We start from the raw sequence: 14,604 nt of genomic DNA, 5'->3' as shown, positions 1-14,604 counted from the left end.
CAGGATGTGCGGATGGGGTCAGGCGGCGGCGACGGCACGCCAGCGCTCGGCCTCGGCGCGCTGCGGGTCTTGCGTCAGCGCGCGGGCGTGGTCGTCGATGCGCGCGCCTTCGGTGAGCGCGCCGTGCAGCTGGGTGCGCAGCAGCGAGGCGCCCGCCATGTCGCAGCCGCGCAGGTCGGCGTGGCTGAGGTCGGCGTGGTCGAGCACCGCGTTCTGCCACTGCGCGCGTGCCATGCGCGCACCGGCGAAATGCACCTGGTGCAGGCGGGCGCGTGCGAACACGCTGCCTTCGAGCAACGCGCCGGTGAACAGCGCCTGCGTGAGGTCGGCGCCCGAGAAATCGACGCCGGCGGCCTGCGCCTCGCAGAAGATGGCGCGCGGCGCCTGCACGCCGGCCAGCCGCGCACCGCCCAGCAGCGCGCCCTGGAAGCTGCACTGCGGCAGGCGGGCGTCGGTGAAGTCGGCGCCCTGCAGGTCGACCCCGGCGAACTGGCAGCCGCGCAGCGACTGGCCGCGAAAGTCCTGCCCCGCCAGCGGGGTCTTGACGAACACCGTGCGCTCGAAGTTGCCGCCGCTCCAGTTCAGGTGACGCACGTCGCATTCCATCAGCGTCGCCTGGCGCCAGTTGACGCGCTCCGCGCTGGCATCGAACAGGCTGCACTGGTTGAAGGTGGCGTTGTCCAGGCTCGCGTCCTGCAAGCTGGCGTGGGCGAACTTGCTGCGGTTGGCCACGAGCATGGACGCATCGGCGCCGGCCAGCCGCGCGTGCGACACCTCGCACTCGTTCAGGGTGGCGGCATGCAGCCGTGCCTCGCCCAGGTCGGCGTGCGTGAGCTGGCACTGGTTGAAGGTGGCCCGCCGCAGATCGGCCGTGCCCAGCAGCGTGCCGCGCAGGTCGCACTGGTCGAACACCGCCTCGTGCAGGTCGGCGCCGCGCAGGTCGGCCCGGCGCAGGTCGACCTTGCTGAACAGCGCGCCGGCCAGCGCGGCGCGCGCGAAGTGGCCGCCCTGCAGATCCAGCGACTCGATGGGCTCGCCGATGGCGGCGGCCATGGCCAGGACTTCGGGCGTCATGGCACGGGCTGCGCCTGTTCGGCGGCGCTCAGCCGCGGCCAGGTGCGGGTGCGTGTGAGCAGCGCGTCGTCCAGCCGCACGTCGCCGTCCAGGCGCACGCGCGAGAGGTCGGCCTGGAACAGGTTGCTGCGCCGCAGGTCGGCGCCGCGCAGGTCGGCATGCTGGAGCATGGCGTCGCGCAGGTCGGCGCCGGACATCCGCGCCCCGCGCAGCACGGCCTTGCGCAGCAGCGCACCGCGCGCCGAGGCCAGGCGCCAGTCGCTGCCGGGCATGCGCGCGCCGGTGAAGTTGGCGCCGTCGGCCACAGCGCCGGCAAAGCTGGCGTCGGCCAGCGCCACGCCGCCAAAGTTGGCATGCGCGAGGTCGGCATGGCCGAGGTCCGCGCCCGTCATGTCGCACGCGGGCGTGACGACCACGCCGGCGGCGCGCGCCTGCGTCCAGCGCGCGCCCTGCAATGGGCAGTCGACGAAGTTGGCGCCCGCGAGGTCGGCGCCGCGCAGATCGACACCGCGCAGGTCGCACTCGACGAAGCTGGCGCCGGCCAGCGTCGCGCCCGTGAAGACGACGGTGCGCAGGTCCGCGCGATAGAACACCTGCCCGCCGGCCTGCGCCTCGCTCCAGTCGCAACGGCCCCAGGCCGCGTCCAGCAACGAGGTGCCGCCCAGCTGCGCGCGCGCGCCGCGTGCGCCTTCCAGCTGGCAGCGCTCGAGCACGGCGGTGCGCAGGTCGGCGTCGTCCAGCACGCAGCCGTCCAGGCGGCTCGCGCCCAGGTTGGCACCCTCGAAGTTGGCGCCGATGGCGATGGCGCCGCTCAGCTCGGCATGCGCCAGCACCGCATATGAAAAGTTGGCGCCCGAGAGGTTGGCCTGGCGCAGGTCGGCGCTTTCGAGCCAGGCGCCGGTGAAGTCCGCGCCGCGCAGGTCCAGCCCATGCAGGTCGGCGCCGGTGAGGTCCATGCCGCGGAAGGCGCGAAAGCCCGATGCCGCCGCCCGCCGGATCTCGTCGCGCAACGCCGCGGCCGCATCGGGCGCCATGCGATCGACCGGCGGCTGCTGGTGCGCCGCCTGCAGGTAGCCCAGCGAGTCGGCGCCCTCTTTCTGCAGCAGCGGGCCGTAGACCACCTCGGGCCGGAAGTCGCGTTTCTCGTGCCGCGCGGTCTGTTCGAGCTGCTTCAGGTCCTGCTCGGCGCGGTAGGTGGGCGGTCCGCGGTGCTGCAACTGCGCCAGGTCGACGCCGCGCTCGCGCGCCATCGCGATGGCCTGCTCCATGTGCGCGAGCACGTCGTTGAGTGCATGCAGCTGCTGCAGCTCGGAGGCTTCGATCTGCCGCTGCAGCACCTCGGCCAGCTCGTCGGGCTTGGGCACGGGCTCGCGCGGCGGCATCGTCACGCCCAGCGCGTCGGGGTCCTTGCCGAGCCCGCGCAGCTGTTCGCGGGCCATGGCCACATCGAGTTCGGCGCGCCGGTACTGGGCCTGCGCCTGCACGCCATCGCTGGCGAAGGGCGCGCGCGCGGCCTCGGCATGCGGATCGGTGATGTCCAGGCCCTCGGGCAGCAGGTCGCTGTCGCGCAGGCTGTGGACCAGGCCCAGGCGCGGATCGGCGCGCTGCGCGATCACGTGCAGGTAGTGCGCATCGGGGCGCGGTGCTTCGGTGATGCGCTCCACGCCGCAGGTCATGCCGCGGATGTCGCTGCCGTCGTCGCTGGCCATCTCCGCCAGGCCGTGGAAGACCAGCACCAGCCGCTGCGCATGCGGGAAGCACCACACGGTGGTCAGGCGCATCGGCACTTCGCGCAGCGCGTCGTCCTGCCCCGCACCCATCGCGTAGGCGGCGAACACGCGCGCGCGCAGGCCGGGCAGGCGCCCGGTGAGCGTGGGGTGCTCGGGATGCAGGTGGACGAACTCGAGCTCTTCGTCGCCGCGCAGCGGTTCGGCAAACCACTGGTCGGCGGGGGCCACGTTGAAGAAGCGCCAGTCGGTGTCGGGCGCAAAGCCGGGCGCGTGCTCGCGCATGTACTCCGGTCCGTAGGTGCCGCGCCAGGCGGCACGCGCCGGGTGCATCGGATCGAGGCGGCCGAAGCCGGCCGGCTCCGCCACCTGGTCGGGATGGTGCAGCGGTGCGTGCGGCCATTCCACATTGGGCAGCGGGCGCACGCCCTGCACGGCGGCCCGGCCGATGCCTGCCGGGTTGGCCGCGAAATCGGCACCGCCGTAGGCGCGCTCCCAGCCGATCGGCATCTGCGTGTAGGGCTGCGGCGCGCTGGCGCGTTCGCCCTCCCAGTGCCGGTCGCCCATCACCACCAGCGTCTTGCTCACCGGCCCCACGCGCACGCGCACCGCGCAGCCTGTCGCCGGCGCCGACGGCGGGCAGGCCCGGCCGTGCACCAGGAATTCGGCGGTGAGCTTGGCCACGCCCTCGTCGACCAGGGGCTCCGCCATTTCCTCGGCCAGAAAGTCCCACATCGACTGCTCGCCCCACAGCCGGCCGTGCGCGCCCTGTTCCAGCGGCACATGCAGCAGCGCGCTGATGCACAGCGCGCGCCGGCCCCGGTACTCGATCGGGCGGGTGGACAGGCCCAGGGCCTGCGGCTTGTTGATCTGCATCGCGTGCGGCCCGGCCCGTCAGGGGGTGCCCGACCCGCCGGAGCTGTTGGGGTCTTGCGAGCTGGTGGGTCCGGGCGTGCTCTGGGGCCCGTCCGCCGCCGGCGGCTGGTTCGAGCTGACGGGCTCGCTGGGCCCTGCCGGTTGGCTCGAACTGGCAGGCTCGCTGGGCCCTGCCGGTTGGCTCGAACTGGCAGGCTCGCTGGGCCCTGCCGGTTGGCTCGAACTGGCAGGCTCGCTCGGCCCTGCCGGCTGGCTCGAACTGGCGGGCTCGCTCGGCCCCGCCGGCTGGCTCGAACTGGCGGGCTCGCCGGTGCCGGCCGGTGCCGTCTGCGCCGGCGAGGGCTGGGGGGTCGGCTGGGGCGCGGGCACCGAGCCGTCCTCGGCCGGCTTGAGCGCATCGGCCTGGTCCTCGGCACCGCTGCCCATCGCGCGGCCCATCGCGCCGATCGGACCGCCCACCACGGCGCCCGCGACACCCAGCACCGGCGACGCGATGATCGCGAACGGCCCGGTCACCAGGCCCAGCCCTACGCCGGCACCCGCGCCGATCGCCGTGTCGGTGCCGTAGTGCGATCCCGCCAGCGCCTCGCCCTGCGCCTTGCGATCGCGCGCCAGCCCGGCCATGTCCTGCAGGCGCTTCTGCAGGCCGGGAATGCGGCCGACGTCCGGGTCCTTGGCCGCCTCCTCGAGCTGCTTGGCCGCGTTCTCGTACTGGGTGAAGGTGGCGTCCACGTCGCGCGCCCCCAGGAACAGCCCGCGGATCGCGCCCACCGCCGAGAAGAGCGCGGCCACGCGGTTCAGCGGCGGCGGTCCACCGCCCCCGCCCCCGCCGCCGCCGGCCTTGAAGATGTGGATCGGCGCCTCGCGCAGGCTGCCGAGCTTGCGCTCGATGCCCATCGAGGCCACCGTCTCGAGCTTGAGCGCGATGGTGTTCTCGATCTGCATGCCCATGAAGTTGGCCACCGCCAGCCCCACGGCGTTGTCCATGCTCATGCCCAGGAAGGTGGAACGCGCCGCGCCCAGGTTCGCCTCGCTGTTGGTGCCGATGTAGCCGCTGCTGTTGGCGCCGAGCACCGTGGTGTTGGAGCCCAGCGAGGTCTGGTTGATGTCGCCGATGGCCATCAGGTTGATGTGCGTGTTGCTCACCAGGCTGTACTGCATGAAGTTGGCCTGGAACGGCGCCACGCCGGCGTCCATCTTCATCGAGTTGCCGCCGGTCACCTTGAACTCGATGTGGCCGGCCTCGAAGGTCATGCGCGACGCCTTGTGCGCCATGCTGCCGGCGATGGTCACCGTCTGGTTGCCGCCCACGGTGCGGCTTTCGTTGGAGGCCGTGAAGTCGGTGCGCGCGGACTTGGTCTCGATGCGGTGGTCGCCCTTGACGACCAGCGCGTGCGCGCCGTCCACGTTGGTGGTCTGGTTGGCCACCACGTGCACGTCCTGGCTGGCGCCGACGGTGATCTTCTGCGCCACCTTGACGCTCTTGGTCTCGTTGTTGGTGACGTTGACCGTGCGGTTGCGCTGCACGCTCACGGTCTGGTCGCGGTCGACCTTGAGCGACTGGTCGCGGCCCACGCTGCCCGAGTCGTCGCGCTCCACGCTGCGGCTCATGTCGAGTTCGGCGTGGATGTTGATGTTCTCGGACCCCTTCTTGTCCTCGAACATGATCTCGTTGTAGTTGTTCACGCCGCCGCCCGGCGTGGACCGCGTCCGGAAGCCGCTCTGCGTGGGCGACTTGTACGGAATCGGCTGGTCGTCGTTGTAGACGCGGCCCACGATCACCGGGCGGTCGGGGTCGCCGTTGAGGAAGTCGACGATCACCTCCTGGCCGATGCGCGGCGCGAAGTAGCCGCCCCAGCCCTTGCCGCCCCAGGGCTGCGACACGCGCACCCAGCAGGTCGACTTCTCGTTGCTCTCGTCGTAGCGGTCCCAGTGAAAGTGCACCTTCACGCGGCCGTGGTCGTCCACGTGCAGCTCGTCGCCCTTGGGGCCGACCACGATCGCGGTCTGCGGGCCGGGCATGGTCACGCGCGGCGTGAGGCGCGGCGCGCGGAACGGGCGGTCGACCGGCATCACGGTGAGCAGGAACAGGCTGCTGCCGGTCTGCGCGGCGGCCAGCGCGGGCGTGGCGGCGATCAGCTCTTCCAGCACCGGCAGGGTGTCGGCGTTCACGGCGTCGTCGCGCAGCACCTCGGCCAGCGCGCGCTGCACGGGCTGGGCCGGCGCGCTGGCGCTCACGCCTTCGTAGCCGCGGTGGCTGGCGATGAAGGTGCAGGCGGCGATCACGTAGTCGCCGTTGCGCGTGCCGTCGGGGTCGTCCTCGAACTTGAAGCTGCGCCCGGCCGCCACGTCGGGCCACGGCGTGAGCGCCCAGTGGCGGTCGCGGCGCGCATTGAGTTCGTCGCCGCGCAGCTTGGCGCGCGTCTCGGCGTCGTCGCCGCTGAAGTAGCCGCCGGGGAACTCGAACATCTCGAACTCGGCGAGCTCGTGCTGGTCGGAGCTGTCGATGTCGGCGCCCAGCTTCTTCTTGATGGCCTTGAAGTCGCTGTCGCGCGACGAATGCTTGCCGGTGTCGAACTGCCGCGCGCTGACCCAGCGCGAGATCTCGTTGAAACGCGGCTCGGCCGCATGGACCGCCATGTGGCGCAGCGTGTCGGTCGCCGGCAGCTTGTCGTGCGCCAGGTCGCTGGCGTCCGACAGGTGCATGGTGCCGGGCGCGTCGTGCGCGTCGAACCAGTAGTAGATGCCCTCGTCCTCCAGCAGGCGCGACAGGAACTGGTAGTCGCTCTCCTGGTGCTGCACGCAGTAGCGGCGCGGGTTGTGCGTGCCGATGACGTTGGTGGCCTTGGTCTTCTTGAAGCGCTTGATCGGGCTGTCCTCGAACACCGCGTCGAGCACCTCGAGCACCTTCTTTTCCTGGTGGATGCGCGAGTTGGCGCGCTTGGTGAGCAGCCAGAACCACGAGCGCAGCGCGATGCGGTACTCGTAGTGCCGCCCGATGTGGCCCGCGCGCACGAAGCGCACCGCATGGCCCTGGCAATGCCGCTCGTGCGCGCCGCCGTCGGCGTCCTTGAACTCGATGACCACGTCGAAGGCATGGCCCAGGATGTCCTTGGCGGCGAGGTCCTTGTTCTTGGACAGCACGGTGAGCTCGTAAGCCGCGGGGCGCGCCAGCGCCTCGTGCCCGACGATGCGCCAGAACATCAGGTCGTCCTTGGCGGGCGAATCGCTCTCGATGCGGAACTCGTGGTCGGCCATCTTGGGTCTCTCGGAAGTGGGGCGTCTCGCTGCGGGGTCGGTCAGTCGAACGCGTAGGTGAAGTCGGCGTCCTTCACGTCGAGCGCCACGCGGCGGATCTCGCCGCCCGAGGCCAGGCGTTGCAGGTACTCGACCGAAATGGTGGGCAGCACGGTGTTGGTGAGGATCGCGTCGATCACGCGCCCGCCCGACTCCGGGTCCTGGCAGCGCGCGACCACCTGCTCGATCACCGCCTCGGTGTATTCGAAGGGCACGCCGTGGTTGGTCTCCACGCGCTTCTTGATGCGGCCCAGCTGCAGCCGCACGATCTTCTTCATCATCTCGGGCGACAGCGGGTAGTAGGGAATGGTGACGATGCGGCCCAGCAGCGCGGGCGGGAACACCTTCATGAGCGGCGCCTTCAGCGCATCGGCCAGCGCGTTCGAATCGGGCAGCAGCTCGGGGTCGCGGCACATGCTCATCACGAGCTCGCTGCCGGCGTTGGTGGTCAGCAGGATGATCGTGTTCTTGAAATCGATCATGCGGCCCTCGCCGTCTTCCATCCAGCCCTTGTCGAAGACCTGGAAGAAGATCTCGTGCACGTCGGGGTGGGCTTTTTCCACTTCGTCGAGCAGCACCACGCTGTAGGGCCGGCGGCGCACCGCCTCGGTCAGGATGCCGCCCTCGCCGTAGCCCACGTAGCCGGGCGGCGCGCCCTTGAGCGTGGAGACGGTGTGCGCCTCCTGGAACTCGCTCATGTTGATGGTGATGATGTTCTGCTCACCGCCGTACAGCGCCTCGGCCAGCGCGAGCGCGGTCTCGGTCTTGCCCACGCCCGAGGTGCCGCAGAGCATGAAGACGCCGATGGGTTTCTGCGGGTTGTCCAGCCGCGCGCGCGAGGTCTGGATGCGGCGCGCGATCATTTCCAGGCCGTGCTTCTGGCCGATGACGCGCTGGTTGAGCGTGTCGGCGAGCTTGAGCACCGCCTCGACTTCGTTCTTGACCATGCGGCCGACGGGAATGCCGGTCCAGTCGGCGACCACCGAGGCCACGGCCTGCTCGTCGACCGAGGGCAGGATGAGCGGCGACTCGCCCTGCACCGCGTGGATCTTCGTCTGCAGTTCGTGCAGCTCGGCCAGCAGCGTGGCGCGGTCGGGGCCGGCCTCGGCGGCGGGCTCACCGGCCGCCGGTTCGTCGACCGGCTTGTTGCCCGCGCGCAGCTTGCTGCGCAACTCGAGCAGGCGGTCGACCAGCCCCTTCTCTTCCTGCCAGCGCGCATTCAGCGCTTCGAGCTGCACCTTCGATTCGGCCAGCAGCGTGGCCACGAGCGCGGCGCGCTTGGTCACGTCGATGCCGATGGCTTCTTCGCGGCCGATGATCTCCTGCTCGACCGTGAGGCCTTCGATGCGGCGCATGCAGTCTTCGACTTCGGGCGGCGTGGCGTGCTGGCTCACGGCCACGCGCGCGCAGGCCGTGTCGAGCAGGCTCACGGCCTTGTCGGGCAGCTGGCGCGCGGGAATGTAGCGGTGCGACAGCTTCACGGCCGCTTCGATGGCCTCGTCGAGCAGCTGCACGCGGTGGTGCTTCTCGAGCACGCTGGCCACGCCGCGCAGCATCAAGATCGCCTTGGTCTCGTCGGGCTCGGGCACCTGCACGACCTGGAAGCGCCGCGTGAGCGCCGGGTCTTTCTCGATGTACTTCTTGTACTCGGCCCAGGTGGTGGCACCGATGGTGCGCAGGTTGCCGCGCGCCAGCGCCGGCTTGAGCAGGTTGGCCGCATCGCCGGTGCCGGCCGCGCCGCCCGCGCCCACCAGCGTGTGGATCTCGTCGATGAACAGAATGATCGGCGTGGGCGAGCTTTGCACCTCGTCGATCACCTGGCGCAGGCGCTGCTCGAACTCGCCCTTCATGCTCGCGCCCGCTTGCAAGAGGCCGATGTCGAGCGTGAGCAGCTTCACGTCTTTCAGCTGCGGCGGCACGTCGCCGCGCGCCAGGCGCTGCGCGAAGCCTTCCACCACCGCGGTCTTGCCCACGCCCGCCTCACCCGTCAGCAGCGGGTTGTTCTGGCGGCGGCGCATGAGGATGTCGACGATCTGGCGGATTTCCTCGTCCCGCCCGGTCACCGGATCCATCTCTCCCTTCTTGGCTTTCTCCGTGAGGTCGACAGCAAATTTCTTGAGGGCATCGCCCTTGCCCATGGCGGCCGGCGCCATGGCGCCCGAGTCTTCGCCGGGTGCACCGCTGCCCATGCCGGTGCCGTCCTGGGCGCGCATCTGCGCTTCGGGCGAGGCGTCGCAAATCTTGGGGAAGTTGTCGGCCAGGTCTTCGACCTTGATCTTCTCGAACTGCTTCGACAAACCGAACAACGGGTTGCGCAGGCTCTGCGTCTTGAGCATGCCCACCAGGATGTAGCCGGTGCGCACCTGCGCCTCGCCGAACTGCAGGGTGGCGTAGGTCCAGGCGCGTTCGATGGCGTTCTCGATGTGCGGCGAAAAGTCGCTGATGGCGGTGGCGCCGCGCGGCAGGCGGTCGAGCGCGGCCGTCATGTCTTTCGCGATCACCGACACATCGAGGCCGTAGTGCTGGATCACGCGGTGCAGGTCGGAGTCTTGCGCCTGCAGCAGCTGGGCGAACCAGTGCTCCAGTTCCACGTACGGGTTGCCGCGCATCTTGCAGAAGACGGTGGCGCCCTCGATGGCCTTGTAGGCCAGCGAGTTGAGTTTGCCGAAGAGGGCGGTGCGGCTGATTTCACTCATGGAGGACTCCGTATCTCTTCTGAACGAATGAAGATGGGTTTATTGAAAAGAGGCGGGCTGCTGCGGCAGGCGCGCCCTCGACGGCTGGCTGGCAATGCGCACGTCGGCCGCGTCGCGCGTGCGCGGGCGTTCGCCGAGCCACGAGACCCAGCCCAGGCGCGGGCCGTTGCCCCGGGCCTGGCCCAGGCGCGTGGGCGGCACCTGTACTTTCTCGAGCACCAGCTGCGCGTCCCATTCGAGGGTGTCGCCGAGCAGCTGCTGCATCCAGCGCTGCAGCACGGGCTGCGCGTCGCCGGTGGGCAGGAACATGCGGTACTGGTCGATCGTGAGCGGCCCCAGGTGCAGGCGCACGCGGTGCTGGCGGTCCCACGCGCGCGTGCCGAGCATCGCGCCCATGCCCATCGCGCGCGAACTCTCGCCCTGCCCCAGGCGCGTGACCTCGTCCGTGGGCACGCGCATCCAGTGGCCGACCCAGCGCTCCAGCTTCACCGGCACGCCGAAATAACTGCACAGCACCGACTCCACGCTCTCCGCGTTGTGCACGCGGCGCGCGAGCCAGCCCGAGAAGTGCAGGCGCGCATCGTCGTGGATCTCGTCGCGGTCGATGCGCCCCGGCGTGCCGATGCCGACCAGCGCGCCGACCTGCAGGCGGAAGCGGTCTTCGCCCGGCCGGTCGAGCGCCACGGCCGGACGCGACTGCGCCCACGCGCGGTAGAAGTGCAGCGAGAAGCGGTGCGAGAAGGTGTCGAGAAAAGCCAGCCAGGTCGGGTCGCCGTGGTTCAGGCTGCGCTCGCGGATGAAGTCGCTCAGGTGCACCGGCAGCGGGCCGTTGGGGCCGATGTAGCCGAAGAAGTGCTGGCGCAGGCGCGGCGGCGAATGCGCGGTGGCCGGCTCGAAGCGGCTGAAGCTGGCGGGCGCGAACGACAGCGAGGGCTCCTGCCCCACGCGCACCGGCTCGGCACTGGGCAGCAGGGCGCGGCCCCAGCGCGGCGTGGTCTTCGCGACGGACTCGATGCGCCGCATCACGGCGAAGTAGTCGAAGTCCCACGGCTGCGCCGACCACCCGCGCAGCGCGTTGTCTACCCGCGTGCTTACAGAATCTGGCGTGTCCCGCACAGCGGCCTCCAGCGCATGGCTTCGCCCTTGCCCGCGACGCGCAGCACGGTCTCGACGAAGTGGTTCACCTCGACATGGCGCGCGAGAAACTGCGCCAGCACGGCACCGAACAGGAAGGCGCTGTGGCCATGGAAGGCGTCCTTGTCGACTTCGAGCGTCACCTCGAGCCCGCGCCCGAAGGCGATCGGGCCCGCGAGCGGCAGGCGCCGCGCCACGGGCTTGCTCTTGACCGACAGCAGCCCGCGCACCTGGCCCTGGCGCATCTCGTCGGCATGCACGGCGTAGAGCATGAGCGTCTCGCGCAGCGCGGCGGCGCCCTGCTCCGGCGTGCTGTCGGACAGCGACAGGTAATTGAGCGCCAGGTGATCGATGACGCGCCAGCCCAGCCCCTGGCTCACCACCGGCGACACCGGCCGCGACGGCCCGCGCACCATGCGCACGCGCTGCACGGGAAAGGAGTCGACGCAGTCGAAGTCGTTGTCGCGCCCCAGCGGCATCAGCAGCGGCAGGTCGCGGTTGGTGCACAGCGCGGTCACGGCGAGCTGGCGCAGCGTGGCCGCATACGGCGCCTGCTGCGGGTCGACGATCTGCATGTAGACCTCGGAGCCGATGTGGCTGCTGCGGTGGCCTTCGGTGCGCTGGCGAACCGAGAGCATGCGCGGCTCGCGCGTGGTCGTGAAGTAGGCCGGGTGGCTGCTGCGGCTGCCGTGGAAGGCCGAGTAGAACGGCCGGAACGGCTGCTCGGCCACCGCGGCGTCGGCCCCCGGCGCGCCGTGGCCGATGACCTCGGTGACGGTGTGCACCTCGAAGTCCTGCGGGCGCGTGCGGTCGGGCACCAGGTGGAACTGGCTCACGCCCTCGGTCACGGGCACGCGGTCGAGCCGCTTGGTGAACAGGTTGACGGCGGGCACGCAGTGCAGCTGCACGTTGTCGGCGCTCACCAGCTTCTCGAGCGCCGCATCGCCGCGCGAGAACAGCAGCACGATCTCCAGCTCGGTCACCGGCATCGTCGCGAGCAGCGCCTGCAGCCCGCCGATGCGCACGAACTGGAAGCGCTGCGGGAACGCGAAGTACTCCTGCAGCAGCCGAAAGCCCGAGAAGCCCGTGGCCGTGACCGGCAGCAGCGCCTCGTCGTCCCCGAAGCCGACCGCGCCGATGGCGCTGCCCGGCAGGCTGCGCATGGCGCCTTGCAAGGCACCACTGGCCGTGAGCGGTCGCACCCACACGCCGATGGGCTGGCCCAGCGCGCATTCGTGCAGCTGCCAGGCCACGTCTTCCGCGCCGCCGAAGTGCAGCACCAGGTCGTCGAGCGCGATCTGGCTGAAGTCCAGCCCCGCCGTGGCGCGCAACGCGATGCGCAGGCCGCCGCGGATGGCGCGCGACTGCGGGTGGGTGTTCAGCGGCAGGTCGGGCGCGTAGGTGAAGTACTGGGCGCGCTGCACCTCGATCGGCCAGATGCGCAGCGCGGCGGCGGTGCGGAACTCGCAGTGCGTGTTCTGCCCCACGGCCTGGCGCGCACGCAGGCCGGCACCGCGCGGCAACGTGGGGCCGGCCGCGAGGTTGGCGTCTTCCGGGTCGGGCACGAACGACACCACGGTCATGGCCGGCGTCGGCGCCAGGAAGTGCGGGTAGACGATGTCCAGCAGGTGGCCCGTGAAGCGCGGGTATTCGGCATCGAGCTTCAGGCCCACGCGCGCCGAAAGGAAAGCCGTGGCCTCGATCAGCCGCTCCACGTACGGGTCGGCGACTTCCTGGCCCTCGATGCCCAGCCGGTGCGCGATCTTCGGGAACGCACGGGCGAACTCCGAGGCGCTTTCGCGGAAGTAGCGCAGCTCCTGCTCGTACAGGCTCAGCAGCCGAGGGTCCATGTGGACTTACCTTGGGTTTTGCGCCATGTCCACGATCTCTATGCGGCCCTCTTCCAGATCGACGCGGCTTCGCATGAGGAACTCGAGCGGCACGGGCTGCGCCCACAGCATGCCGCGGATCTGCAGGCCGATGCTGTTGTGGGACTCCAGGGCCGGGCCTTCCATGACGAGTTCGACTTCGAGTGTGCGGGACAAAATGCGCGGCTCGAACTGCAGGATTGCGTTCTTCAAAGCCTGTTCCATGCTGACACGCTGCACCGACGAGGTGAACTGGCCAGACAGCATAGGCAATCCGTAGTTGATGACGGAGCGCGCGGCATTCGGGTGCTGCTTGTCGTCCATCGAGAGGCCGTGCCCCGTGGCATTGAAGAGCCAGCCGAGGTCGCGCAGCACGGCCTGGCGCAGCGCCTGCTTGGTGAGCGTGCGCTTGTCGTCGCCCTCGCGCTTCTCGTCGGGCGCGTGGTCGACGAGGCGGTCCAGCAGCGAGGGCTGCAGCCGCTCCTGCGCCGTGAGTTCAGCCACCGCCGCTGCTTTCGCCGCCCTCGGCCGCATCAACAGCGGCGGGCGTGAAGAGGATCTCGCGCACGTCCATCAGCGCGTACTCGCCGGCGTCGCTGCCGAGCACGCGCTGGCCGTAGCCGGCCCAGACCTCGGGGCGCAGCTCGCGCCACTCGGTCTTGCGCGCCAGGCGCAGCTCGCCGTCGTCCTGCGCCTCGGTGCCTTCGTAGCGCGTGGGAATGAGCGCCAGCGTTTCGCCGCCGTTCTCGAACTGCAGGTGCGCGGGCATCCAGACGCAGTCGCGCAGGTCCTCGGGTGGCTCGATCTTGATGTGCGCCAGGCGCGCGTAGGGAATCCAGTAGTACTTGCCGTTGACGAAGGCCTCGAGCACCGGGCCCAGGCGCATGTCGGCGTCGGCCAGCCATTCGAAAGGCACGCCGTCGATGGTGCCGGCGATGGCGGGCGCGCCGTCGAAGGCGCGCTGGCGCAGGTCTTCGGCCAGCCCGCTCTCGCCGCGGCCTTGCCGCAGCAGCGATTCGATGAGCAGTGCCAGCCATTCATCGGGCTGGCCGAAGATCATCGGCGTGCGCGTGCCGGCGAACACGTCGGCGCGCAGGCCTTCGCAGCGCACGGCCTCGCCGTACACCTGTTTCATGGGCACGGCCAGCGCGTCGAGCTCGGCCGCGACGGTGAGCTGGTTGAGCGCGCGCTCCCACTGCCCGAGCACGCACAAGAGCTGCGCCATGAAGACGCGGTGCTTCGGGTCGGAGGGCTTGGCGCGCACGTCGTCGCTCAGGGCCTTGAGGGCGGCCACCGGGTCGGCGGCCTTGAGGAAGTCTGCGGCGGTCGTCGTCATGGCGGGGTGCTCCTGGAGGCGTTCGGGTTCAGGTCCGGGTGAACTGGCATTCGCGCACCGCGCCGCGCGCGCCGCTGGTCTTCTGCGGGGCCGACTTGATCTTCACCGTGCGGTAGCTGATGGAGACCAGCTCCGAGGGCACGCCCCAGTGCCCGCCGGAGTTGAGCACCAGCCGGCAGATGCGCGCGTTCTCCAGCGAGATCTCGAAGGTGGCCTGCGCCTCGGGCGACTGCGGATCGCCGCCGGCCTTGTAGGCGCTGATGACGACCTTCAGGTCTTTTTCCTGCGCGCGCAGCAGGCTGGCGAGCGTGGCCGTGGCCGCGTCGCTGCGGCGCGCGACGACCAGGTTGTGGGGAACGACCTGGTTCTGCGCGGACGATTCGGGCACCTGCACCGACCAGTAGTAGCCGCCGATGTTCAGGCGCGCCTTGCCGTCGTCGAAGACGCGTTCGAGTTCGCCCTCGACGGGCGAGCCCTTGCTCTCGATCATCATGACCAGGTCGGTCTCGGCCGAGCCGGTGCCGATCAGTTCGTAGAACTGCCGTGCGTCTTCGGGGCTCCAGGAGCCGTCTTCGAGAAATGCCATGTCAACCTCC

General features: G+C 70.4%; 9 protein-coding genes. All 9 read right to left on the bottom strand.

The window, feature by feature from the left end:
* Positions 1-18: 18 nt before the first annotated feature.
* The 9 genes from AC57B8_RS12555 to AC57B8_RS12515 are packed head-to-tail and all read right to left on the bottom strand — an operon-like array spanning position 19 to position 14,594.
* Entirely contained in the window at positions 19-1,074 is a 1,056-nt protein-coding gene (locus tag AC57B8_RS12555) for a pentapeptide repeat-containing protein (protein WP_496479778.1), read from the bottom strand.
* Positions 1,071-3,677, bottom strand: a complete 2,607-nt coding sequence (locus tag AC57B8_RS12550) for a DUF2169 family type VI secretion system accessory protein (RefSeq protein ID WP_496479777.1) — start codon at positions 3,675-3,677, stop codon at positions 1,071-1,073. Before AC57B8_RS12550 ends, AC57B8_RS12555 begins: the two co-directional genes overlap by 4 nt.
* 18 nt (positions 3,678-3,695) lie before the next feature.
* Entirely contained in the window at positions 3,696-6,935 is a 3,240-nt protein-coding gene (tssI, locus tag AC57B8_RS12545) for a type VI secretion system tip protein TssI/VgrG (RefSeq protein WP_496479776.1), read from the bottom strand.
* Between the two features lie 41 nt (positions 6,936-6,976).
* Positions 6,977-9,670, bottom strand: coding sequence for a type VI secretion system ATPase TssH (gene tssH, locus AC57B8_RS12540; protein ID WP_062481204.1), 2,694 nt, complete (start codon positions 9,668-9,670; stop codon positions 6,977-6,979).
* 39 nt (positions 9,671-9,709) lie between these two features.
* On the bottom strand, positions 9,710-10,786 hold the full coding sequence (gene tssG / locus AC57B8_RS12535; RefSeq protein ID WP_496479775.1) for a type VI secretion system baseplate subunit TssG: 1,077 nt from the start codon (positions 10,784-10,786) through the stop codon (positions 9,710-9,712).
* The gene (gene tssF / locus AC57B8_RS12530) at positions 10,762-12,654 is read right to left on the bottom strand and encodes a type VI secretion system baseplate subunit TssF (protein ID WP_496479774.1); all 1,893 of its coding nucleotides are present in this window, start codon (positions 12,652-12,654) and stop codon (positions 10,762-10,764) included. The genes tssG and tssF overlap by 25 nt, the downstream gene beginning before the upstream one ends.
* A gap of 6 nt (positions 12,655-12,660) precedes the next feature.
* Entirely contained in the window at positions 12,661-13,176 is a 516-nt protein-coding gene (gene tssE / locus AC57B8_RS12525) for a type VI secretion system baseplate subunit TssE (protein ID WP_062481207.1), read from the bottom strand.
* A complete protein-coding gene (locus AC57B8_RS12520; protein ID WP_390346947.1) occupies positions 13,169-14,008 on the bottom strand; it encodes a type VI secretion system accessory protein TagJ in 840 nt (279 codons plus the stop codon). The genes tssE and AC57B8_RS12520 overlap by 8 nt, the downstream gene beginning before the upstream one ends.
* A 28-nt stretch (positions 14,009-14,036) precedes the next feature.
* Positions 14,037-14,594, bottom strand: coding sequence for a type VI secretion system tube protein Hcp (locus AC57B8_RS12515; protein WP_056584544.1), 558 nt, complete (start codon positions 14,592-14,594; stop codon positions 14,037-14,039).
* Positions 14,595-14,604: the final 10 nt, after the last annotated feature.

Source organism: Variovorax sp. BGA-UO-ETr-C22 (assembly GCF_059567965.1).
Note: the sequence above shows the minus strand (reverse complement) of the source record. Positions and strands in the feature narration are given on the sequence as shown.